The following is a 22,360-nucleotide window of genomic DNA, read 5'->3' on the forward strand; positions in this document are numbered from 1 at the left end:
ACGGTAAATCAATACCGTCGTTTCCAGTGCCAACTGTCACTTCCTGAAATGAGCGGACGGATGTCTTCTGGTAACGTCTCAATAAATTCAGGACTGACTTCGTTGCCGGGCCATTCTCGCACCATCGGTGGTGTATAACCGGAGATAAGGATAACGCGCTCCTTGTCGCTGCGGATAGCAGTGGTACTGTGAATCAACGCTTCAGCAAAAAGCAGCACGGAACCCGCTGACGCTTCAACTTGGTAGATGAGTTTGTCATCAGAGAGTGCCGCTTCAATCATCTCGTTATGATTCCACGTTAAGCGGTGGCTGCCCGGTATGACGCACGTTCCACCATCATCGGGACCAACATCGGTAAGGTATGCGAGCGTCTTCACAAAGATGCAGTGGAACTTGTTTTGCTCCATGTATGTGCCCCATCCGTGTTGCGTTCCGCGATGGAAACCGGTTGGGTTATAGCGGCGTTTGTGGAGTTCGCCTAATTCTGTCTCAGGGTTACGACTATTGATGATCGCTTCGGTTTCCTCAAGGCGTACTGCACCTCCCACCACCTCTTCAACCAACGGCACGAGTTTTGGATGCGCGGCGTATTCCAGTAACGCTGGATCATACTCAACGAGATTGCCGAAAAGCACATGGTGTTCGCTCCGCCCACGAGCATAGACGTGTTTGGCATCCAGATCCTCATCGGCGTTCATCCTGTAGAGCGCACCCTTCATGCGTTGAATTTCATCGTTGTTTAGAACATTCTCTAATAACACAAAACCGTAGATGTCGAAATGTAGCCGTTGTGCTGGTGTCAGGCAAATCGTTTCGTTGTTTTTCACTTCTCACCTCCAAGATATATCCAAAACTTAAGGGGACCTCTCCTACAATCCGTGCTTAATTTGCCCCCAGAGTGTCGTGAGTTTCGCGTTCGGGTCAACGGCGAGATCAAGGGCATCTGCCCCTTCATAAACCAGTAAATCATCAACGTAACCGGGGGCAGTTATTCCCCACGTATAGAAAGCGAACCATTTGGCAACGGGAGCGAGGGCAGCGTTCCGAAAAGGGAGTCCCTTTTCCGGCTTAGCACCCAATGCATCGTCCCTGTCGTCTCCAACGTAGAAATCAAATTCGCTTTTACCAACATCAGCGATGATACGGACGTATTTCCATGTATCGGTTTCAAAATCTCCAATAAGTTGCCACGCACCGCCGTCGTAAAGCCTAACAATACCAGCATCCCAGTTGATGTAGGTGCACCCGTTATTTTCGCCAATGTTATCAGCAGTAGCGACTTTGAGATTGAAAGACCTCCCACCGCCCTCAATATACACCCAAAATTCGACCGAAATAATAGGATTATCGGTTTCTATAGGCACACCGAGTCCATCTCCGTCTCCACCGCCCAAAATAGCGAGTGCTTTTTTATCCGTTTTGACGGTGTCGCCAGAAACTTCAAAGTCGCCGCCGATTACCTCCCAATCTTTTGGCGGGTTACCAGTAGCGAATTCCTCAAATCCGGTCTGTACGAAGACCTCTTGGGAAATTGCAGTTTTTACGATAACAAGGTTCAAAAAAACAGTGAGCGTCAATAGAAAATAGTTGAAAAAGGCGGTCTGATTCGTGCGATTTATCATTTTTATTTCTCCATTCAGTTCTCTTATGGCATCCAGATATTCCATTCCCCTTTCTTCTCCCATTTGCGGCATGCAACGCACAAACACATATATCGGATCGCAAAGCGCGGGGAACTTCCAACATTTATTGTCCCAGAATGCGGTAACAAGTGGTGAAAAAATAGCACATCCCCCTGTTTCGCAACGACTTCCATCGGTTCGCCTAAATCCATCTCTGGAAACAGGGCGCGGACATCACGGACATGATTGGAGAACTCTGGATTTTTCTTCCGGAATTTACGAATGCGCCGCGGTCCTTCGGGCCATATTACTGTCGTTCCACCGTGCGAATTTGCATCGGTAAGATAGGTCAAACTGGTTGCCCGAAATGTGCCGGGGTCCAACCGAAAATCCCGAAAATCACCATCTAAGTGTGGCGAAGGACTTTTCCACTCGGCTGCGACGGGGAATTGGTTGAGTGCCCAAATGCCATCAGGACGTGGATCTTCGCAGTGTGTAATGTCCGGGTATCGGGATGCAAGTTGTTTGAGGACAGCGAGGTAATCAGCGGTACAACACGCCAAAACATCTGGATTCGTAACACCGAAAAGTTCTATGCGATTCCCATTTGACAGTTGTTCCATGTAAAATCCAGCAAGCCCTGGACGCTTGAAATGTCCCCACGAATCTGGATTACCTGCCTCCATACCCATCATCTGCCACATCGCTTTTTCTGCCTTTACGACAGTCTCTTGTGGAATCAATCCGGAAAGGAGTAGATAGCCTTCTTCTTCAAATTGCGTTAACTGTTGCTTTGAGAGCATCGAATACTCCTTATCGTATCAGTCTCCAATCGTGAGTTTGGTGACATCAATGGCAGGTTCAGGATACTTCATGTCCAGTTTCTTGAGCCTCTCGACGATACATTCTGTAATAACAAGGTTCCGATACCATTTCTTATTCGCGGGGATGATATACCAAGGTGACCAGTCGGTGCTACATTTTTGGAGCATGACCTCATACGCCTGCATATAATCCTCCCAATAGCCGCGTTCCCGAATATCGGATGCCTCGACTTTCCAATGTTTTGTCGGATCGTTAATCCGAGACTCAAGACGCTCCTTCTGTTCATCTTTTGAGATGTGAAGGTAAAATTTCAGGACGACCGTTCCATTTTCAACGAGCATCTTTTCAAAATCGTTGATCTGCTGATAACGCTGCGACCAGACCGATTCCGGCACCAAGTTATGCACTCGCACAACGAGAACATCTTCATAATGTGAACGGTTAAAGATACCGATTTTTCCTTTCGACGGGACAGCCTTGTGTGCCCGCCATAGGAAATCACGAGAGATCTCCTCCGCAGAAGGGACTTTAAAATTAACGACATCACATCCTTGGACGTTGATGCCAGCCATTACACGCCGAATGGTCCCATCTTTGCCGCATGTATCCATGCCTTGCAGAATGATGAGAAGTGCGTGTTGGCTTTCGGCGTAAAGCAGTCCCTGAAGTTCCAACAACTCTTTATGTAGCTTTTTCAGTCTACGCTTCGTTTGACCCTTTTTTTCGTAAGCCCCCGTATATTCAGGAGGGTGATTGCTCAGACTGACGAGATCACCAGGTTTGACGATATTTTTAGTATCAAGTTCCATATTTTTAGTAGTTATCAGTCCTCAGTACGGGTTTTCTACCAAAACCCTTTCAGTTTTAACCATCAACTCGCCTCCGTTATAAGCGTTAAAGCACGAGTTGATGGTTAAAGAGTTAATAGTTATCAGCCTTGACCAAGAACTCGCGCTTTAGCAAAGTATCTGTAGACGAGTTGATGGTTAAAACTATTACTGCGATAAAGATTCGTAGTAATTATCAACGAGTCTTCGGTATTCAGGCGGGACATCCTCCTTAGCCACCTGCGTGAGTTGCTTCTGCTCCTGAAGGGTGTTGAGTCGTTCTTCAAGTGCAACTTCCAACTTTTCCAGATCGCGAATAACCAACTCATAATTAGGGAACGGATTTGATCGGTTTCCAGGACGGTAGTCCATGGTATCAAGCATACCGAGCCAAAGCCTATCAATCTCCCGATCTGACTCCCGACCACCAGCACGGGCTTCTTGATTTTCTGCTTCACCTTCTCCCGGTTGCTGTCCAGGCTGCTGGTTATTTTGCCTTTGCATTGTCTCTTGCGCTTGCTGCATCCGTTCCTGAATCTGTTGCTGCTGTTGTGCAAGTTGTTGCTGACGGCGTTGCTGTTCCTCCGTCTGCTCTTGTCCTTCCATGGCTTGCAGCTCGCGTTGGATGTCCTCCATCTGTTCCTGCGCTTGCTGAAGTTGTTGGAGAGCGGCTTCAAGTTGTTCCTCTTCGGTATTCGCCATATTGGCTTGCGCCTGTTGCAGATCCGCCTGTGCCTGCCTCAGCGTGTCTACTGCCTCTTGCTGATTCTGGTCAGCGGCGCGGAAACTGCGCCATTGCAAGGCACGCCGTGCGGTTGACATATCTTCAACAGTCTGTTCTTCAGCGAGGCGTCTCGTTGCATCAGCCACGTTTTGCGCTGCCTCTGGATTGTCTGGGGCAAGTTCCTGCTGAATGTTGTCGAGCGTCCTCTCAAGTGCCTCCAGATCGCGCTGGAGTGCTCGTTGTTCATTCGCGAGCTCAGATGCTTGTCGGTAATCCTCAGGACGTAACTCCGATTGCTGGGAACGGTTTCTGAGTTCTTGTGTCTGCTGTTGGACCTCAGATTGCGCCTCTGTCAGCTGCTGAAGCTGTTGTTCGGCTCTATCGAGCGCAGCATCTGTAAATTCCGCGGCGACCTTTTCCAACTGTTCAATAGCTTCTCCAAGCCTCTCTTCAGCCTTTTGACCTTTGGCAGCACTCAGTTGAGGTTCCTGCTGTTGCATGCCCTGCGCAGCCCCCTGCATCTGCTCGCTTGCCTGTTGCATCGCTTGACCGGCTTGGTTTAGACGTTGCCCCTGCGTTCCTTGCCCATTCTGTTGCATGGTGCCGAGCTGCTGCGCCATCTGTTGTGCCTGTTGCGACAACTGCTCCTGTTGCTGGCTATTCTGTTGCATTTCGCTCGGAGCAGGTTCACTTTCGCGTCCCAACTGCTGGCTTTGTTGACTCAGTTGCTCCTGTTCTTCCAGCATCTCACGGGCTTGATCTAACATCTCCTGCGTCTGCTCTTGCATTTCCATGTCGAGTTCGTTCTGCTGATTCTCAAGTTCGCTTTGTAGCTCCTCCATTTCGAGTTCAAAATTCTCGGCAAGCTCCGGATTACTATTCCGCATTTGCATCAGCACTTTGGGAAGTTCAAGGCTGACCTTTATCAGCAGTTCAAGAGCCTCTTGCTCCGGTGGTATCGCTTCAGTTGGCTGTACAGCACTCAGACTATCAGTCGCCTCACTCATTCTGTCTATGGCATCTTCCAAGTTCATCAGAATTTCAGGCGTGACAGCTGATTCCCCTTGCATAGCCATACTAAACTCATCGACAAGTCGTTGCGTTTTATCCTTTAATGTGGATTGCTTGTCACCCGTTTTCCTAACGGCTCCCTCATACTCCGCCGTAATTGTAGAGGGCTTCGTACTAATGTGTTTCGCTGTCTCTCGGATAATCTGCTTCTGAGAGGTAACAACCTCCCTGAGTGGATTTGGCTCAGGTTGTCCCTGTTGCGCTTCTCCTTCTCCTTCCTGGAAATTTTCATTAAAAGGTCGGATTTCAACAAAGTAAATATCGCTACTGGCTTCCCCTGGACCGGTGCGTGTATTGTTATCAATAGCGTGTGCATAGTAGGAGATAATATCCCCCGGCTCAACGTCGAATTCCTCCAGATAGAAAGTGTAAGTGCCATCTGCAACACGACGCTGGATTGCCTCACCGGATTCTTGCTCTACAATAGGCGTGGAAGTAGCGGGTTCCATGATTAACTCCTGCAGTTCGTCAGACCCGACGCGATACATGAGTTTCAATTCTGCAATCCCATAGTCGTCTGTCGCTTCAGCCACGACTTCCACCTCGCCTAACTTTGTCGTTTTGACATCTCGCCCAGGTTCCTTAATAGCGACCTCCGGCACATTGTCCGGAATCGCTTTGATGGTGTATTCAATCGGTATCTCGTTATTGAATCCATCAATACACAGGAGTTCAACGGTATATGTCCCATCTTCAACAACGTCTACAGTTGTCGTAAGTGTGTTCCCACCGGAGATAACCATTGGCGTTGAGACAGGCTCCGGAGTCATGTTCAATTTCTCAGCAGCGGAGGCAAGAAAGCCGTCTCTCGTGTCTGTCCTACGGGTGAATGTTGCGGTTTGGATCGCCTTATTCGTTGTAAGTTTGATTTCCGCCTGTGTGCCAACAACAGCTTGAATATTACCCGTACCCGTTTGGACGACAGGCTTGAGACCCGTATAATCAGGGTAAGTGTAAGCAACCGAAATTTCCGTCACTTTCGGCATTTCAAAGACCTCGACGGTGTAACGCTCTGAGGTAGCCTCATTCGCAATGACATAGTATTCCATATCGGCATCAATGTTGAAAATCTCATAAGAGAATCCGCGTTTATCATCTGGGTTTTGCAACATGTTAATCTGCTGCCCAGTTTCTTTGGTTTCAGATGCCGGTACACTTTGCTCGCCAACATTTCCATACGTCAGGACGACCTTTTCAGCAGACTTACCGGTGACGGTGACATGAATAGGTAGACTCTTGCCACGAAGGATCCGTGCATTTCCCGGCTCAACGACGAGTTTGGTTGTTAAAATCGGATCCGTTTTCTCCCAAGGCACCAACACACGGAGCAGACTCGTATGGATTTCCGTCGGAAACAGCATTGAAAGTACAAAACAACCGACAACAACCAAAGCAGCGATGCTGACATGCTTGCGAGTACGACTGTGATCAATCGTTGCCTTGAAATCAATGTCTTTTACCCGCTCGGTAGTATCGTCAAGTAAACGTTGGAGCATGTGTGCTTCAATTGGATCCGCCGATTCTCGGTTCCCGAATTCAATCGCACTTACCAACCTATCTTCAAGGTTCGGATGGTTTCGTTCCACGTTGAGCGCGATATCGCGGAGTGTGAGTGAAGCCCTAATCGGCTGAACGAGATATTTGTAAAGTAGGTAACCAATTACGCCGACACCAATCACTAACAACGCAATTCGGACAGCACTCGGAAGCGGCATGAGCCAATCGACGAAGGCTTCACCGATAAAAATCGCCAAGATTCCTGTTAAAACAATAGCAAACCCCGTCCAGAAGAGGCTGCGTTTCCAGACGCGTCGCGCATCCAAAATTCTCGCTTGTAATTCTGCGTAACCTTCTCTTGTATTCATCATGCTCCTCCATCAACATTATCCACGATTCATAAAATTCTACCAACGCTCTGTCACCCACATACTTTTAAGAAGAAGAACCAACCTGGAATAGAGTATCAACGCCGATTCTTAATAACCAAATGATTACTGCCGTAAGACATGCCTTTGCTTTACTAACCTCCGCGAGTGTAGAAACTGCCACAGTTAAAACAAAGATATTCCATATACCCAAGATATCTATATAACTCAAAAAAAACAGAAGATGTGGATTTTCGACGGATGTCACCAACATGTGGGCTCCGGGAATAATTCGCATATCAACAACTGTCTCAATATCCTCAAGGTGCCTAAAAACCGGAAGAAATGCGATATTGATAAAAAATACCAGTGGATTAATCAAGATAGTATGCCACCAAGCCGCGAAGATGTGTTTAAATTTGAGTGCCTCATTTACCTTGAAAACTCGCGATACCACGGTGAGTCCAATACTGAACACAACAGCACAGAGAATCCCAAGAATCATCCCACTCACCGCAACGAATACCATAGCTGCTGCTTTGGTAGATCCAAACAATTCAATATCGGCTAAACTACCTGCATACTGTGGGTTAATGAACTTCTGCGTAAATGGGAAAACTATCCATGCCAATACCACGACAAGGAAACAGAAGACAAGGAATGCAAGCCCCCACTTTGGTTTAGATTTCAGTCGCGTAAATGTAGCTTTCGGGTTCGCAATGAGATCAATGAGATTTTGCCAACTCTCTTTCATAATTCCGATGCTCAGGTGGCAAATACGACCTCAGGCAGAATACTGAGTACCCACAGCACCACCGCCGCGGCACGGGCTTTGTTCCTTTCTATATCAGCAAGCACTGTGATCGCTATTGCTATCACTGCAATTAGCCACAAACTCAAGGGATTTATGTGACTGAGCAACATTGTTAACTTAGGGTTCGCAACACCTCCCAATAGCAAATGCAACCCCGGAATCATTTTCAAGTCTACAGCACTTTTCACGCCCTCTACGTCTTTAAAAACAAGTAGCAGCGCAGCATTCACCAGTTGTATGACACAACCAATCAGCGAAATATGGACTACAGCGGCGTAGATATGTCTAAATCTTAATGTCTCATCTTCCACAAAAAATCGAGCCGCTAACCTGAGAAGCGCACTGATAACGATGAACGCCAGAATTGCAAAAATCGGTCCGATGAAGATACCAATGCTCTGGAAAATCTGACCCATATTTCCGGCAGCTTCAATTTGTTCCGGCTGCAAACCGCCTTCCACGAGTTGTGCAGTCGTCAGTGCTTCAGTGTATGGAAGAACAGCCCAACCAACGAGAACAGCAAACAGATAAAAGACTAAGTAGGCAATACCAGATCTCGGTTGTAATTTGAGACGCGAAAACGCGGCACTCGGTTCGGCAATGAGGTCCCCAATGTTCTGCAAACTCTCCTTCATCGTTCCCCCTAAAGATTAGACAAAGTTTCTCCGAATTAGTTCTTCTGTTTCTACGGTTCACTTTTTTCCGCCTCTAACTGTGATTTTTGCCAACCGTAATCAACGCCGCCCTTGTAGAATTTGTCTGGGTGCTCCACTGCCCAAATTTGCTTATGGATAATCCAATTCTGCGGATCTAACGCTAAAGCCTTTCGCCATTCTGCCATCGCCTCTTCCTTCTTTCCTACCTCCAGCAAGGTGAGACCGAGTTGAAAGCGGGCGGCGGCTTCAGTAGCAGTCTTTGAAGTCGGTTTGCTTGATGGTTTCATCTCGCGAAGCAGCATCGTATTGTAGTCGGGATCCGACAGCCACTTTTCAAGCATTGCGAGGGTTTTTTGATCCTTAACATTAACGTTGAAAGGTGCTTTAACCAATCGTCCCGCCTCATCAATCATAATCCCGTAAGGGATAGCTTTGAGGTTGTAGCGGGTTCCGAATACATTCTGCGAATCAACAAGCGTGACGAAATCGGCGTTTGCTGCATCATGCCAAGGACGCACGACAGATGCGCCTTGCACATCAATAGCAACGGAAACCAAGTTTAGTTTTTCACGGTGTTTCGCGTAAAATTCCTGCCAGCCCGGCAGTTGTCCACGACAGCCTCACCACGAACCCCAAACGTAAAGAAAGGTCTTTTTCCCTCGGAAATCTTTTAAGTGTTTCGGTATACCTTCCAAGTCGGGGAGGGTGAACTCAGGAGCGAGGTGTGCAGGTTGGACAACTTCCAAAGCGTTCGATGCCACCTCATAAATCTCAAAACCGAAGGGTTCCGCGATATGTGCAGGACGCGCATAAACTACGCCACCAATCTCCACAGCCCCCTTTTCGTCATCCCCGAATTGGAGAGGCACGCATAATTCTGATGCCTTTCCGCCGCAGAGAACTACCATTTTAGCACCTTCTGGGTACTCGACTTTCAAATCAAGTTGTTTGGCAAAACCTTCTAAAGGCACGAACCATTCACCATTCCTGAAAATAGGCGGTGCAGTAAATTCGACGCGTTGCGCATCTATTGAAATCTGAAAATCTTTTTCATTCATGTTCTTCTCGGCAAATCCCATTTGTATACCAACTACACAGAACAGCACTGCTAACACCATGCATTCCGCTATAGACCGTCCCTTGGGAGTCAATATTGCAATAATCATTGTGGCTTTTTCTCTCGGTGTTCTGAATCGTAAATCAGAAATTTAATGATCTCTTCTGCCGTTTTCGGCGTAAGTCCTGAACCCGGTTTCCGCATCATCTTATAGACATACTTCCGCCATTCTTCCCCTGTAAAGGTGGAATTGATCGGACGTGCTACGGTATGACACCGACTACATTTACGGGTAAAGAGTTCGTACGCCTTTTGCATTTCGGGCGGATAAGCAGTGACATCAATAAAGTTAGGTCCCTTATCCGCTGGATAAGTTTTAGGTGCCGCGCGCGGGACGCGCAAGACGTAAATCATCCCAATCCCAACCAGAAGGACAATCCCCAGCACGGTAATCCAAACAATTCTGTTTTGCATCTATGAGTGAACTGCGACCCCTCAAACATTGCCTGAGTTAGTGGAGCGCGTTAATACTTACATCACCATCGTCTATAACATCTAATACCACACGACTTCCATACAGCAAAGACATTCCGACTAAGGGTCCACCATCTGTTTGCAGGGTAGACACGTTGTGTTCTTCGCCATGCCACAGTGCAGCCAGGAGGTATTTCTCCAAAACCACCTCAGTTCCGTCACCGAGAATTACCGCTTGATTATCAATCCGTCGGAGTTTGAGCCGATCGATTAAATCACTTGGCAAAGCCAAATAGCCAGAAAAGCCTGTATCAACGACAGCCTCAATTTTCTCCTGTCTATTCAATCCGATGACGACCAATTCGATGACCACTTCCAGATCGGTTGTAACTTTTCCTATAATCATTGTTTCTGCGACGAAAATTTAAAGCCGATTCGATGAGCAGCCCGAAACCCGATGCGTAAACTGTAAATCACAGCCTCAGGACGCTTAGCAAGGAGACGCAGAGACGGAGATAAATCGTCGGTGTCAATTTCATAGTCCCCTGTTTCGATGTCAACAGACAAAAACTTGCCTTTGTGCTGCGGTTCAACCTTCTCACGTATTTGTTGTTGATAGATCTCTTTCCCGCGTGCAGCGATAGTTCCAGGCGGATAATCCGAATATGGCATAACAGTTCTCCTCAATTATAGCATCAGCTCTTTCACCTTCTGCACAATAGCATTTGCACTAATGCCGTGATATTCCAAGAGTTCTTCCGGTTTTCCAGATCGCGGCATTCCGGTAACAGCAAGTTTATGGACGTAAATCCGTTTCGTTGCTACAGCCTCCAGCACAGCATCCCCTAGACCGCCCTCAGGATAATGGTCCTCGACGGTGATTAAGGTGTTGTTCGTTTCGGACGCTGCCTTTTGCAGTGCCTCCGCATCAATCGGCTTGATGGAATATAAATCAATGACGCGTATAGCAATCCCGTCTTGCGCAAGAATCTCGTGTGCCTTCAATGCTTCGTGAAGTGCAACACCTGCGGCAACAACCGTCACTTTATCCTCACTGCTTTCCCGAACAACCTTACACCCACCGATGGGAAAACGCTCAGCGGCATCATAGAGAATAGCGGTTTTCGGGCGTGAGGTGCGGAGGTAAACAATCCCTTCGTGTGCAGCAGCCTCAGCGACAAGTCGTTCAGCGGCAATTGCATCGCTTGGATACAGCACAACCGCCCCCGGAATCGCTCGGAACATAGCGACATCTTCTAATCCCATCTGTGAAGGTCCGTCTTCACCAATTGAGACACCACAATGTGAACCGGCATATTTAATATTCGCCTGTGAGATCGCGGACATCCGAATTTGGTCATAAGCGCGCGATAAAAACGCAGCGAACGTAGAGACAAACGGAATCTTTCCGCGCTTCGCCAAACCGATGCCTGCCCCCACCAAATTTTGCTCCGCGATGAACATTTCAAAATATCTGTTCGGATGGAGTTCCATAAATTGTTCAGCATAAGTGGAGTTTTTCGTATCTCCATCCAAGGCAACAACGTCCGGATTCACACTGCCGAGCTTGGCAAGCCCTGCGCCATAGCCACTACGCGTTGCAACATCTTCGTCGGGTGGATAGTCAGGCGGTTCACACTCGGTTACAGCAGAACCGTTTTCACTGACACTTGTAGCACTCGGCGATTCGATTTGTAGGGGCGAGGTCACCTCGTCCCTACTCAAAGGACCAAGTTCCGCTAAGGCTTTATCAAGTTCCTCACCTTGAGCAAGTGCTTTCCCGTGCCAATTGTCCGCGTTTTCAAGAAACGAAACACCCTTGCCCTTAAAGGTCTTAGCGACTATCATTGTCGGCTTTTCAGTTGAAGCCTTGGCTTGCTCAAGTGCGGGAAGGATGTCATCAAAATCATGACCATCAATGCCGATGGCTTGCCAGCCGAACGCCTCAAAACGCCGGCAGTATGTATCAACGTCGAAAGTATACATCGTCCGCTGACTCTGCCCAAGGGCGTTAACATCTACAATTCCGATTAGATTATTAAGCTCGTAGTGGGATGCCAAAGCGGCTGCCTCCCAGACACCACCTTCAGCAGTCTCGCCATCACCGAGGAGGACGTAGACGCGATAATCAGACGCGTCCAAGTATTTGCCGTTGAGAGCCATGCCAAGCCCAAGTGATAAGCCTTGTCCGAGCGAACCTGTCGCTACCTCTGTCCATTCAAACCGAGGGGTCGGATGTCCCTCCAAGATGCTGTCAATCTGCCGGAGGGTACGTAGTTTCTCGGTCGGGATAATACCCGCTTCCGCATAAGCAGCATAAAGCAGCGGTGCCGCATGTCCCTTCGACAAAATGAACCTATCGTTGTTGGGGTTCTGGGCATTGGTAGTGTCATAACGCATGGCGTGAAAAAAGAGTGCTGAGACAATATCCGCGGCTGACAGACAGGTGGTTGGATGCCCAGACCCTGCTTCCGATGTCGAGACGATCGAATGAATTCGTAAGTTAGTCGCCTTCTGTTTGAGAAAAGTTTTCAAGGTTTCCACAAATTTTCGGACTCTCCTTTATTTCTTAATATGGACGTGCCCTTTGCAATACGAGTTTGCAAGGCGCACTATAAAACACACAACAGTTTAAGCATCTTTCGTGTTCAACTCATCTGCTCTCCGCTGTGCGGCTAAGACAAGGTAATGTCCTTGACAATTCTGGACGAGGCTCTCAAAAGTCCCAATGGCTTGCGGAATGTCCTGTATCTTGACATACGCCTCCGCTTGCCAGTACATGGCTTTCGCTACGATTTCATTGGAATCGGTCTCTTCTGTATCTTGGGCCTCGTTTTCTATAGCCTCGCTAAATTTTTCGATTGCCCGTTGATAATCTTTCTCCTCATAGTAGGCTGTTACAGCGTCTGCATAAGCGTAGTTGCTTTGCTCTTGAGGTCGGAAAGGTTCAATTTCCAACGAAGGCAGCTCCAGCGGGGGTAACTCGACCTCTAAATCTTCTTCGTCCGGCAACGCGTCTATTGCTTCTGCAAGCCGTTGTTCGTATGCCTCAGTATCACGGTCATCCGCTTCTTCTGCCGCACTGTCCGCCTGTTGATCTTGTTCATCGTCATCCGCTTCTTCTGCCGCACTATCCTCCAGCTCATCGTCGTCGTCCTCTTCTTCCTCTTCTGTTCCTGTTGCTTCACGAAAAGCCTGAGAGAGTGCGGTATCAGGACTTTCTAAATCATCGGAATCGTCATCCTCTTCATCCAGAAATGCCTCTTGTGACTCATCATCAAAATCGTCTGTTTCATCGAAATCATCTGTTTCATCAAAACTATCTTCTTCGTCATAGCCATCTTCTTCGTCATAACTAAAAGCCATTTGTTCCTCCATTTTTCTGTTTTTTTTATCCCAAGACGGGCCTGAACAGTAATTCCACAATCCATGTTGGAGTACGTTGATTCTATTGGATTTACGGTAGTACGAGGGTTTCCGGTTTAGGATACTATTCATGCGGGCGGGCACAATAGCCCGCCCCAACAGATAGCAATCCGTCAGCCAAGTTTCATCTAATACTTGACCTTCACCTCTGCCCAAGTGGTTGTCATCTTGTCAGCAGGATCAACCCCTAAGGCTGAATGCATACCGTCTAACATCGACTCAATGTCCCTTTGCTCCAAAGCGACATCAAAGATTACAGCCTCATCAATAGTAACGTCGCCGAATCGTCCAGCACAACAAGTATCATTACCGATGTAGACCGGACCGGTATCCAAATCAATCGGATTTTTAGTCAGATCCAGTGAGCTCTCTTCTTTTCCATCAATATAGATGTACCACTCACCGGTCTTGCTATCATAAGTAGTCGTGTACATGTGCCACTGGGTAATATCTTTGGGACCGATTTCCCCATCGCGCCAGCCCCCGGGCTTATTCCAACAGCCCCCGTTGCAAATGGGCCAGGAAACATTTTTTGTGCCTGCGTTCGGATGGATGATATAGGCGTTCCGTTTTTCAAAAAGGAAGCCGTGCTGGTTCCAGGTATCTGTATGACTTTTCGCCCAAATAGAGACGGTGATCGCTTTTGTTGGATTCTCATGGGCTGGAATAACAATATGTGCGCCAGCACCATCAAGTTCAAGTCCCTTCCCAAATTGACCATCAACCCATTTCGGCTTACCTTCAAATTCACCATCCAGTCCATTTCCGGTCTCATCGGTTGCGACATTTCCTTTACCCGCATCAAAAAGCCACATCCCGACAATAGTATCAGGGTCAATCTCGGCTGAAGCGGTGGAATTGATCAGAATACTAATGGCAAAGAGACCTGTAAGCACGACACTCAAAAGCGCAAGTCTTCCAAAGAAAAAAGAGCTGAAATTCATTTTGACCTCCTTTAGCGTGTTCTTCGTTGTATATGTGGATACAGCACCGACTTGCTACACTACTTTTACAGTATTTTACGCAAGTCGCGCGAATATTATAGTAAAATCCGAAAATATGTTTACAGTTCGTCAGGAACCAAAAGCCCCACTGCTGCTGGCGAGGATTGTATCCTCGCCCTTGCGTTGGTGTATAAGTAATTACGGGTTTTACTATAAAAAGCCCTAATACTTGACTTTCACATCCGCCCAGGTGGTTGTCATTTTATCAGCTGGTTCAACCGCCAAGACTTCAGCATAAAGTCCGTTTTTATACAGTTTTTCAATGTCCTCCTGTTCCAAAGCGACACTGAGAATTAAGACTTCGTCAACAGCACCTGCGCCAAAGCGTGCGCCCCCGCAGCAGTCATCAAATCCAATATTAGCGGGACCAGTATCAAGATCAATCGGATTTTTAGCCAAATCCAATGCGCTCGCTTCTTCGGCATCAATATAGATGTACCACTCACCGGTCTTGCTATTATAAGTGGTGGTGTACATATGCCATTCGGTAATATCATCGGTGCCAACATTACCGTCATTCCAACCGCCGGGTTTATTCCAACAGCCGCCATTGCAAACCGGCCACGCGATATTTTTTGTTCCGCTGTTCGGATGGATAATATAGGCGTTCCGTTTTTCAACTATCCAACCAGGTTGGTTCCAAACGTCCCCCGCGCTTTTCGCCCACGCTGAGACCGTTATTGCTTCAGTTGGATTTTCATGCGCTGGAATCTGAACGTAAGCGGATTTACCATCGAATTCAAGTGCCATCCCAAACTTACCCTCAACCCATTTAGGTTTGCCTTCAAATTCGCCATCTAAACCGTTTTCTGAAGCATCGGTTGCGACATTCCCTTTGCCTTCATCAAAAAGCCACACCCCGACAACGGTATCCGGGTCAATCTCGGCAAAGGTGCTGGAGACAAACAACACACCAGCAAAAAAGAAACTGAAACATACAAAAACTAAGCTCACAAGCCAAAACTTGCCAGCAGAAATAACGCTGAAATTCATCTTGCCCTCCTGCTCAATATTACAACACCTCTAAAGACTTTATACATACACCCATTCGATTTATGTGGACACCACAATAGTGCTGAAGCATAAACCGCTGACAAACATTAGACATATATCTATCGTATCAGATTCATAGGTACATGTCAAGGGAAAAATCGTTGACATGAAAGAATTTTTCGTCTATAATGCTCACATACGTTTACTCCAATATACAGTGTAGGAAAACATGAAGGAAACAGGATTTATCTTTTTACTTTTTAGCTTTGGTGCGATGTCTATATTTGGACAGTTCCCAAATAATAAAGCACACGTTTCAGACCTGCTGCAACAATCGAATTTTGAACAGAAAAAGTCTGCCAGCGGTGATCTTATCGCGCAAGATGGAACGGGACAAGAAACAACACCCCCAAATCTAACAGAAGAAGAGGACTCAGAACATGCTGAACAACCGATGTCAGTGTCAGAAGATACTGCCGACGAATCTACAAGGCAAGCCGAAGCAGTTGACACGGAAAAGATCCAGCGAATATTTAAGGTTGTCAACGATTACCAATTGGCAGCGGAGGAGACATTAACAACACTCGTCGTAATTGCCGGAAATGTTGCATTACAAGGACGTATTACCGGTAATGTGTTGATAATCGGTGGAGATATTGAAATCACACCAGCCTCACAAGTGAATGGAACGCTCCACGTTATCGGCGGACACGTCACGGGAAACATAGAAAGCGTGGCGAACCTTGAAGTAAACAATGACTGGCAGATGGTCCCTGCTGCGGTACACCTCGTGATGAATCCGCATATTTTTTGGGGGATCAGTAAACACACAAATTTCCGATTGACATTCGTCAAGTTTGGTCTCTTCCTCCTGATGTATCTGCTAACAGCAGCTTTATTCCCAAAACCGATAAACGCCGTAAGTGAACTATTTGGACGGCGACCTATCGGCAGTATAATATTTGGCATCCTGATATTAGGCATAATACCGCTCCTCCTCGCCGCGCTAACACTTTCAATCGTCGGCGTGCCGTTCATGCTGTTAGTCCTTTCGTTTCTGATTCCACTGTCAATTTGTGGTAAGGCGGCGATTTTCCTTACACTCGGCGGCACTCTCTTTTCAGGGCGATGGAGACCGCTTGCCGTGATTTTTAGCTACACCCTCTATTTCATGGCTACAGCCTTGCCTTATATTGACTGGATGACGTTCCTGATTGTTAACGCTATCAGCATCGGACTCTGTCTACTGAAGATTATGAGTATGATGCGACCAGAAACGCCACACAAAAGCACTTATCCGCTCCCTGGTAGTGGGCAAGGGACCCTGTCAGAAAGAGTATAATCTACATGCAGTTAGCATCTCCTATCTTTCTCAGTTTACTTATTGTAGTACCTCTGCTAATAATCGCTTTGCGGCGGCTGCACAGACAGGTAATTCGCTTCTCTGACTTCAAACGCGGGTTCTTAGCAGGAATTCAAGACATGCAGCAAACTTTTTCGATTAAAGCGTTGCCAATACTGAAAGTAGCGAGATTCATCGTGATTACGCTTCTCATCGTCACGCTTGCTCGTCCACAACTCTCTCAAAGCCGTGAACATAGATTAGCAGCAGGTATTGATATCCTCTTAGTTCTTGACATCTCCGAGAGTATGCGGGCGGAAGATTTTGAGGGAATGAACCGCATCCAAACCGCTAAATCGGTTGTCAATGCCATGCTTGAAAAAAGACTGACCCACAGCGAAAATGATCGCATCGGCTTAGTTGTTTTCGCCGGTGAAAGTTTCACACTCTGTCCTCTGACATTGGATTATCAGGTGTTAGCAGAATTGCTCGGCGATGTAGAGATCGGTCAACTTGAGGACGGCACGGCTATCGGGGATGCACTTGCGACCGCTACCCAACGCTTACGTGCCTCGGAATCGAAAACCAAGATTGTCATCCTGTTGACCGATGGTGAAAACAACGCTGGCAGTATCAATCCAGGAGCAGCAGCGTCTCTCGCACAATCCTTCGGGATCAAGGTCTATACCATCGGTATGGGAAAAGAGGGCGGTGCGCGTATCCCCTATGCAGACATGACATTCGGCAAACGCTACCGTGAGGTTCTCACCTATCTTGACGAGGATACTCTAAAGCAGATTGCCCAGACGACAGAAGGACGCTACTTTCGCGCTATAGACACACAATCACTGAAGCAGATCTATGCGGAAATCGACCGTTTTGAAAAGACAGAATTTAAGACCTTCAACACTGTTACCCACAAAGAGTTGGCAACATATTTCTTGATACCCGCAGTGCTACTGTTGGGAATCGAGATTCTATTGAGCAACACAGTACTACGAAAAATCCCATAAAAAGTAGGAGATGAAAATGGAAAATATTATCGCGTGCAACTTAGGAAGCTACCGACAGTTTCGTGACGGAGCGTATTCGCACTTGGCAGAAATCGGTTTGACAAACGTAGAAATTGGTGTCCCTACCGCTGACTCTGTTGATGCTCTCTGTGCAGAATTGGACACACATGGACTCACTGCTACCAGTCTGCTCGGCAGTTGCGATGTTCAGTCCGAAACAGTCGTTTCAGATTTTCAGACGACCTTAGAAATTGCTGCCGAGATGGATGTGAAAATTATCTTTGTCAGCGTCCACGCTGGCGACGCGGATCGGAACGCCGTATATGACCGGCTCCGCGCCATTGGTGAAAATGCTGCACCAGCAGGCATTAAAGTATGCTTAGAAACGCACCCAGATCTGATACACAATGGCGACATCGCACTTGAAACGATGCAAGCCGTGAATCATCCGAATATCTGTGTCAATTTCGATACCGGCAACGTCTATTACTACAATCACAATGTGACGGCTGTTACGGAAGTCCAGAAAGTCATCGGGCATGTTGGTGCTGTCCACCTTAAGGATACAAATGGCGGTTATCGAACGTGGAATTTCCCCGCGCTCGGTGAGGGTGTTGTCGATTTCAAAGCCGTATTCCAGACGTTGAACGAGGCAGGCTTTTACGGTCCCTTCACCATGGAATTAGAGGGTGTTGAGGGCGAAAACCTTGACGAAGCAGGTGCCAAGGCGCGGGTGGCAGATTCACTTCAACACCTGAAAGATATCGGAGTTCTTTAATTTACCTTGCGGTTCGGTGAGCAGGGTTTAGATTTTGACGCGCCTTTCCGTAGAACCGTCCTCCATTACATTACGGACTACGTTTTCTTTAGTATAAAAAGGGAGAAACAACATGGATACAAATCTTTGTGTTATCCGATTGAGTGAAGGGGAGCGCGTTGGCGAGGTCCTCGGAAAAGTCTTGGATACCCCAGATATGACGACAATCGGGGCTTTCGCCGTTTCCAAAGAAAATCCGACTGAACTTCACTACCACGATTTCGACGAGTATTGGTATTTTACAGAAGGCGCAACCACAGTGACGCTCCGAACGGCTGAAGGGCAGTCTGAATCCTATCGTATCGGTCCCGGGGATTTAGTTGTTACGCCTAAAGGTGTCGAACATGGACATACCCCCGACGACGTGGTTAAAGGGGTGCAGTGGGTGAGCGTGATACCCCCTGATGCACGCCGTGGGCATTTGCACCGAGAATTCACATCGGTATAAAGTTATAGGCATATCTCGTTGTGCCGTAACACGGATAGGAGAAAATGAATACAACAATCCTTACCAAACGCGAGATTAAACAAACGCTTCTCAACCATCAGAATACGCTGCAAACCTACGGTGTAAAACGGCTTGGGCTTTTCGGATCCTATGTTAAAGACACTGCTCATGACGAGAGTGACATTGATCTGCTTGTAGAACTTGAGGAAGTGTCATTTGATCGATATATGGAGCTCCGTATTTTTCTCGAGGACCTATTTCAAAAGAAGATTGACCTCGTCATCGCTGATTCACTCAAACCACGCTTGCGACCACGTATCGAAAAGGAAGTTGAATATGTCGCAGGACTCTGACATCTATAGCGCACGCTTATTAAGAAAGGCGAAATTATGTCAACACAAACACATCCGTTGCCGTTGCGACGCTTGGGACGAACAGAATTAGAAGTTACATGCCTCGGTATGGGCGGCGCGGGACTCGGCAGAGGCGATGTCACCGACGATGAAGCCATCGAGGCGGTGCACCGAGCGATTGATTTAGGAATCAATTATCTGGACACCGCGCCCCTCTATGGCGAAAGTGAAAGACGCGTAGGATTAGCACTCGCCAACGGTTGGCGTGAGAAGATTTATCTTGCCACGAAAACAGGCACACATCCCGAATGGCGCGGCGACTTTAGCGGTCCCGGCACCCGCCGTAGCGTTGAAAATAGTCTACGTCTGTTAGGGACAGATTACCTTGATGTCTGCTTAGTGCATGATCCAGATAGCATGGACCCCGTTGTCGCGAAAGGCGGTGCGCTGGATGAACTCCAACGAATGCGCGAGGAAGGACTGATTAAGTTCATCGGCCTTGGGGTTCGGCAACACGAATTCCATAAAATCGCCATTGAAACGGGAGTCGTCGATGTGATTCTAACGTATTTGGATTACACACTCCTGAGTCAAACCGCAAACGAGTGGTTAATACCGCTTGCTGCTGAAAACGACATCGGAATTATTAACGGAAGTCCCATTGCAATGGGACTGCTTTCAGGGCTTGAGCCAGATGTGTTAACCAGCAACCCACATTTAGGTACATCTGACGCCGAAAGAGCACATCAAATCTGGCAGTGGGCAAATGATAACAACCAGAATGTACTGAATCTTGCCATTCAATTCTGTTTCGGGCAACCCCGCATCGCAATGAGCCTGACCGGTTCCAAGAATGCAACAGAAGTAGAACAGAATTTCGCCGCCGCTACGACACCAGTTCCCGACGATGTATGGGAACAATTAACCGCAAGGAAAATTTAAAAAATGAGATTTCAGGGAAGAATCGCATTGGTAACCGGCGGAAGCCGTGGCATTGGAAAGGCAACCGCGCTAAAACTCGCTGGTGAGGGTGCGACTGTTGCCGTCCACTACTCCCGCGCGGCGGCGAAAGCGGAAGAGGTTTGCGAGCAGATTCGCGGAAACCTGGGGCAGGAAGCGATACCTGTCCAAGCCGACATTGCCGATAGAGATGCCGTGAACAGAATGGTCGCAACGGTGACGGAAAAACTCGGGGCGATTGAACTGCTGGTAAACAACGCTGGAGATGTCGGGGATATGACGTTTGACGAACTCACACCTGAACACTGGGATCGGATTGTTGCAATCAACCTGACAGGTCCCTTCAACGTGTTGTGGGCAGTCAAACCGGGAATGATTGAGAGGCAGTTTGGACGTATCGTCAATGTATCGTCGATTGCTGCGCTGGCAGTCCGTCCAAATCAATTGCCCTACGCAGCAGCGAAAGCAGGAGTGATTTCCCTGACAAAATCGTGCTGCGGACCGCTTGCGCCGCACAACATCCGTATTAATTCGGTTGCCCCCGGGGCGATTGCGACAGACATGTTAGGTGAAGTCTCGCCAGAAATGGCAGAGCAGCTGCGTTCTACGACACCACTCGGCAGGTTTGGTGAGCCGAAAGAGATGGCAGACGTAATAGCGTTCCTCTTAAGCGAGGAATCCAGTTATATGACGGGTTCGACTGTTATAGCGAGTGGTGGACGTATCCTCATTCCGTAAGCGCGAGTTCCGTCTTACCAATTTCCAAGTCAAAGGCGACAAACGTTTGCTTACCTTCACAGAGAAACGTATCGCACTGAAAATCGCGGCGGGAATGAACTTCACGTAGATCCCACCCGTTGACCTGAACATGGCGGACTGGGGCATCAATAGCCAGCGTGAAGTTTGCTGTTGGGAATTGGGTGGAAAGGTTAACCTCTTGCACAACCCCCCTACCCCCCTTATCAGGTGGGAAACCAGAAGAATCTCGTTCCAAAACTGTTAGGTCGGTGAGTTCGCGCGCCATCCAATAGTGTCCAATTTCCGAAGTTTTCATCCAGAGCGTCTTCGTGCCATCCGGATCATAATTGTCGAGTCGCGCTTTGACAGTCTTCAGAATCTCAAACCCACATTTCTCACCGTTGAAATAGAACCCGGGCCAATGCCCGACGAGAACACACGGGAGTTCCTTTTCAAGAATCGGCGGCAAGCGACCACCTTGTCCATCCTCTGTAATAAATCGATCGGCATCTCCTAAATCGTATCCCGTCCAGCCACCGAACCAGTCTCCAGCACATGCGACAATACTGGCAATCGCTATGCCGTTCTCCTTTTCAGCATACCAGATAGGCACATCGGGAAGTTCATCGTGTTTGAGCCAGAGGAAATAGAAGGGGCGCGGGTTGTTATTGACATGTTGAGAGGCTGTTAGTACCGCCTTCGCATACGCTGCCTCTTGGCGTTTTCCAAAGGCACCAGGACTCGTCACGCCTTCACACGGAATGCCAACGTTATCAAGTATTTCCATCGCTGCGATGATGTAGTCCGTGAGCCTATTATCAGTAGGCGGATTCACCCATTCCACCTGCTCCCATTCCTCTGTAAGCGCGAATGTGTCCAGATCAACGACAGCGGTATGGGTGAGCATCTCCGGTGTCAAATCAAAACTGGGCCAGATAAGCTCCCGGTAAACGCGCATCCATGCCTGATATTCCAATGTCGGGAAATTGGGAAACCCTTCATCGACGCGCCCCACTCCTGCAGGATACGGAATAAGGCTGAATTTACCCTTCACGCCGTTCTCCCAACACCATTCTGCCCACTCCGCTGCAAAATCCGCGGGGATTGTTGGTGGTATTTTTTTCAGTTGCGTGGCGTTACCTTCCCAACGGTCAGGTGGAACACCCGGTTGATGCCGTGCCTTCCATGCGTGCCGTTGCTGTATCCAGTAGTAGGTAAGATTAATCACTGGACACGAATCGTCAACAATAAGAGAAAGCGGGGTTCTTAACAATGGGTTGCAAATAGTGATGTTCATAATAATACGTACTCATCAGGATGGCACGATAGTG

24 protein-coding genes are annotated in these 22,360 nt (G+C 47.9%); 7 read left to right on the top strand and 17 right to left on the bottom strand.

From position 1 onward, the window contains the following. Nucleotides 1–8 precede the first annotated feature (8 nt). From OXH39_11300 to OXH39_11375, 16 genes are all read right to left on the bottom strand, one after another. Complete coding sequence (locus OXH39_11300; protein MCY3551034.1) at nt 9–827, bottom strand: phytanoyl-CoA dioxygenase family protein; 819 nt, start codon at nt 825–827, stop codon at nt 9–11. 42 nt (nt 828–869) lie between these two features. Next, nucleotides 870–1,622 (bottom strand): hypothetical protein, encoded by a 753-nt coding sequence (locus OXH39_11305; protein MCY3551035.1) that lies wholly within the window; start codon nt 1,620–1,622, stop codon nt 870–872. Nucleotides 1,623–1,645: 23 nt separating this feature from the next. Next, nucleotides 1,646–2,425 carry a phytanoyl-CoA dioxygenase family protein gene (locus OXH39_11310; GenBank protein ID MCY3551036.1) on the bottom strand — a complete coding sequence of 260 codons (780 nt, stop codon included), beginning with the start codon at nt 2,423–2,425 and terminating at the stop codon, nt 1,646–1,648. Nucleotides 2,426–2,443: 18 nt separating this feature from the next. Continuing rightward, nucleotides 2,444–3,256: a polyphosphate kinase 2 family protein gene (locus OXH39_11315; protein ID MCY3551037.1), complete on the bottom strand. Its 813-nt coding sequence runs from the start codon at nt 3,254–3,256 to the stop codon at nt 2,444–2,446. 186 nt (nt 3,257–3,442) lie between these two features. Then, nucleotides 3,443–6,937 carry a hypothetical protein gene (locus tag OXH39_11320; GenBank protein ID MCY3551038.1) on the bottom strand — a complete coding sequence of 1,165 codons (3,495 nt, stop codon included), beginning with the start codon at nt 6,935–6,937 and terminating at the stop codon, nt 3,443–3,445. A 64-nt stretch (nt 6,938–7,001) separates the two neighbouring features. Beyond that, nucleotides 7,002–7,688: a YIP1 family protein gene (locus tag OXH39_11325; GenBank protein ID MCY3551039.1), complete on the bottom strand. Its 687-nt coding sequence runs from the start codon at nt 7,686–7,688 to the stop codon at nt 7,002–7,004. Nucleotides 7,689–7,699: 11 nt separating this feature from the next. Continuing rightward, nucleotides 7,700–8,383, bottom strand: a complete 684-nt coding sequence (locus OXH39_11330; protein MCY3551040.1) for a YIP1 family protein — start codon at nt 8,381–8,383, stop codon at nt 7,700–7,702. A 50-nt stretch (nt 8,384–8,433) separates the two neighbouring features. Then, nucleotides 8,434–8,961: a thioredoxin family protein gene (locus OXH39_11335; GenBank protein MCY3551041.1), complete on the bottom strand. Its 528-nt coding sequence runs from the start codon at nt 8,959–8,961 to the stop codon at nt 8,434–8,436. A 63-nt stretch (nt 8,962–9,024) separates the two neighbouring features. After that, nucleotides 9,025–9,570, bottom strand: coding sequence for a hypothetical protein (locus OXH39_11340; GenBank protein MCY3551042.1), 546 nt, complete (start codon nt 9,568–9,570; stop codon nt 9,025–9,027). Beyond that, nucleotides 9,567–9,935 carry a hypothetical protein gene (locus OXH39_11345; protein MCY3551043.1) on the bottom strand — a complete coding sequence of 123 codons (369 nt, stop codon included), beginning with the start codon at nt 9,933–9,935 and terminating at the stop codon, nt 9,567–9,569. Before OXH39_11345 ends, OXH39_11340 begins: the two co-directional genes overlap by 4 nt. 37 nt (nt 9,936–9,972) lie before the next feature. Beyond that, entirely contained in the window at nt 9,973–10,341 is a 369-nt protein-coding gene (locus tag OXH39_11350; GenBank protein MCY3551044.1) for a clan AA aspartic protease, read from the bottom strand. After that, a complete protein-coding gene (locus OXH39_11355) occupies nt 10,338–10,607 on the bottom strand; it encodes a hypothetical protein (protein MCY3551045.1) in 270 nt (89 codons plus the stop codon). The genes OXH39_11350 and OXH39_11355 overlap by 4 nt, the downstream gene beginning before the upstream one ends. Nucleotides 10,608–10,622: 15 nt before the next feature. Next, nucleotides 10,623–12,479 (bottom strand): transketolase, encoded by a 1,857-nt coding sequence (locus OXH39_11360; protein ID MCY3551046.1) that lies wholly within the window; start codon nt 12,477–12,479, stop codon nt 10,623–10,625. Between the two features lie 87 nt (nt 12,480–12,566). Then, on the bottom strand, nt 12,567–13,301 hold the full coding sequence (locus tag OXH39_11365; protein ID MCY3551047.1) for a tetratricopeptide repeat protein: 735 nt from the start codon (nt 13,299–13,301) through the stop codon (nt 12,567–12,569). Between the two features lie 188 nt (nt 13,302–13,489). Next, nucleotides 13,490–14,305, bottom strand: a complete 816-nt coding sequence (locus OXH39_11370) for a LamG domain-containing protein (GenBank protein ID MCY3551048.1) — start codon at nt 14,303–14,305, stop codon at nt 13,490–13,492. 222 nt (nt 14,306–14,527) lie between these two features. Continuing rightward, nucleotides 14,528–15,358 (bottom strand): LamG domain-containing protein, encoded by an 831-nt coding sequence (locus tag OXH39_11375; GenBank protein ID MCY3551049.1) that lies wholly within the window; start codon nt 15,356–15,358, stop codon nt 14,528–14,530. Between the two features lie 229 nt (nt 15,359–15,587). On the opposite strand from OXH39_11375, the gene OXH39_11380 reads away from it, so the two are divergent. The 7 genes from OXH39_11380 to OXH39_11410 all read left to right on the top strand — a co-directional run bounded on the left by OXH39_11380 (nt 15,588) and on the right by OXH39_11410 (nt 21,029). Beyond that, complete coding sequence (locus OXH39_11380) at nt 15,588–16,700, top strand: polymer-forming cytoskeletal protein (GenBank protein MCY3551050.1); 1,113 nt, start codon at nt 15,588–15,590, stop codon at nt 16,698–16,700. Between the two features lie 5 nt (nt 16,701–16,705). Beyond that, complete coding sequence (locus OXH39_11385) at nt 16,706–17,713, top strand: VWA domain-containing protein (GenBank protein ID MCY3551051.1); 1,008 nt, start codon at nt 16,706–16,708, stop codon at nt 17,711–17,713. A gap of 16 nt (nt 17,714–17,729) precedes the next feature. Further along, the gene (locus OXH39_11390) at nt 17,730–18,491 is read left to right on the top strand and encodes a sugar phosphate isomerase/epimerase (protein ID MCY3551052.1); all 762 of its coding nucleotides are present in this window, start codon (nt 17,730–17,732) and stop codon (nt 18,489–18,491) included. A gap of 112 nt (nt 18,492–18,603) precedes the next feature. Then, the gene (locus OXH39_11395; GenBank protein MCY3551053.1) at nt 18,604–18,978 is read left to right on the top strand and encodes a cupin domain-containing protein; all 375 of its coding nucleotides are present in this window, start codon (nt 18,604–18,606) and stop codon (nt 18,976–18,978) included. A gap of 44 nt (nt 18,979–19,022) precedes the next feature. Beyond that, entirely contained in the window at nt 19,023–19,331 is a 309-nt protein-coding gene (locus tag OXH39_11400) for a nucleotidyltransferase family protein (protein MCY3551054.1), read from the top strand. Between the two features lie 36 nt (nt 19,332–19,367). Continuing rightward, nucleotides 19,368–20,273 carry an aldo/keto reductase gene (locus tag OXH39_11405; protein ID MCY3551055.1) on the top strand — a complete coding sequence of 302 codons (906 nt, stop codon included), beginning with the start codon at nt 19,368–19,370 and terminating at the stop codon, nt 20,271–20,273. Nucleotides 20,274–20,276: 3 nt separating this feature from the next. Continuing rightward, nucleotides 20,277–21,029 (top strand): 3-oxoacyl-ACP reductase FabG, encoded by a 753-nt coding sequence (locus tag OXH39_11410; protein MCY3551056.1) that lies wholly within the window; start codon nt 20,277–20,279, stop codon nt 21,027–21,029. Here the strand turns inward: OXH39_11410 and OXH39_11415 are convergent. Next, nucleotides 21,019–22,326, bottom strand: a complete 1,308-nt coding sequence (locus OXH39_11415; GenBank protein MCY3551057.1) for a hypothetical protein — start codon at nt 22,324–22,326, stop codon at nt 21,019–21,021. The genes OXH39_11410 and OXH39_11415 overlap by 11 nt on opposite strands. Nucleotides 22,327–22,360: the final 34 nt, after the last annotated feature.

This window comes from Candidatus Poribacteria bacterium (assembly GCA_026702755.1).
Taxonomy (GTDB): domain Bacteria; phylum Poribacteria; class WGA-4E; order WGA-4E; family WGA-3G; genus WGA-3G.

Bases quoted from the DNA above. Each gene is read 5' to 3' on its own strand.
- OXH39_11305 (MCY3551035.1), bottom strand. From the start codon at position 1,622: ATGATAAATCGCACGAATCAGACCGCCTTTTTCAACTATTTTCTATTG.
- OXH39_11310 (MCY3551036.1), bottom strand. From the start codon at position 2,425: ATGCTCTCAAAGCAACAGTTAACGCAATTTGAAGAAGAAGGCTATCTA.
- OXH39_11315 (MCY3551037.1), bottom strand. From the start codon at position 3,256: ATGGAACTTGATACTAAAAATATCGTCAAACCTGGTGATCTCGTCAGT.
- OXH39_11320 (MCY3551038.1), bottom strand. From the start codon at position 6,937: ATGATGAATACAAGAGAAGGTTACGCAGAATTACAAGCGAGAATTTTG.
- OXH39_11325 (MCY3551039.1), bottom strand. From the start codon at position 7,688: ATGAAAGAGAGTTGGCAAAATCTCATTGATCTCATTGCGAACCCGAAA.
- OXH39_11330 (MCY3551040.1), bottom strand. From the start codon at position 8,383: ATGAAGGAGAGTTTGCAGAACATTGGGGACCTCATTGCCGAACCGAGT.
- OXH39_11340 (MCY3551042.1), bottom strand. From the start codon at position 9,570: ATGATTATTGCAATATTGACTCCCAAGGGACGGTCTATAGCGGAATGC.
- OXH39_11345 (MCY3551043.1), bottom strand. From the start codon at position 9,935: ATGCAAAACAGAATTGTTTGGATTACCGTGCTGGGGATTGTCCTTCTG.
- OXH39_11350 (MCY3551044.1), bottom strand. From the start codon at position 10,341: ATGATTATAGGAAAAGTTACAACCGATCTGGAAGTGGTCATCGAATTG.
- OXH39_11355 (MCY3551045.1), bottom strand. From the start codon at position 10,607: ATGCCATATTCGGATTATCCGCCTGGAACTATCGCTGCACGCGGGAAA.
- OXH39_11365 (MCY3551047.1), bottom strand. From the start codon at position 13,301: ATGGCTTTTAGTTATGACGAAGAAGATGGCTATGACGAAGAAGATAGT.
- OXH39_11370 (MCY3551048.1), bottom strand. From the start codon at position 14,305: ATGAATTTCAGCTCTTTTTTCTTTGGAAGACTTGCGCTTTTGAGTGTC.
- OXH39_11375 (MCY3551049.1), bottom strand. From the start codon at position 15,358: ATGAATTTCAGCGTTATTTCTGCTGGCAAGTTTTGGCTTGTGAGCTTA.
- OXH39_11380 (MCY3551050.1), top strand. From the start codon at position 15,588: ATGAAGGAAACAGGATTTATCTTTTTACTTTTTAGCTTTGGTGCGATG.
- OXH39_11385 (MCY3551051.1), top strand. From the start codon at position 16,706: ATGCAGTTAGCATCTCCTATCTTTCTCAGTTTACTTATTGTAGTACCT.
- OXH39_11390 (MCY3551052.1), top strand. From the start codon at position 17,730: ATGGAAAATATTATCGCGTGCAACTTAGGAAGCTACCGACAGTTTCGT.
- OXH39_11395 (MCY3551053.1), top strand. From the start codon at position 18,604: ATGGATACAAATCTTTGTGTTATCCGATTGAGTGAAGGGGAGCGCGTT.
- OXH39_11400 (MCY3551054.1), top strand. From the start codon at position 19,023: ATGAATACAACAATCCTTACCAAACGCGAGATTAAACAAACGCTTCTC.
- OXH39_11405 (MCY3551055.1), top strand. From the start codon at position 19,368: ATGTCAACACAAACACATCCGTTGCCGTTGCGACGCTTGGGACGAACA.
- OXH39_11410 (MCY3551056.1), top strand. From the start codon at position 20,277: ATGAGATTTCAGGGAAGAATCGCATTGGTAACCGGCGGAAGCCGTGGC.
- OXH39_11415 (MCY3551057.1), bottom strand. From the start codon at position 22,326: ATGAACATCACTATTTGCAACCCATTGTTAAGAACCCCGCTTTCTCTT.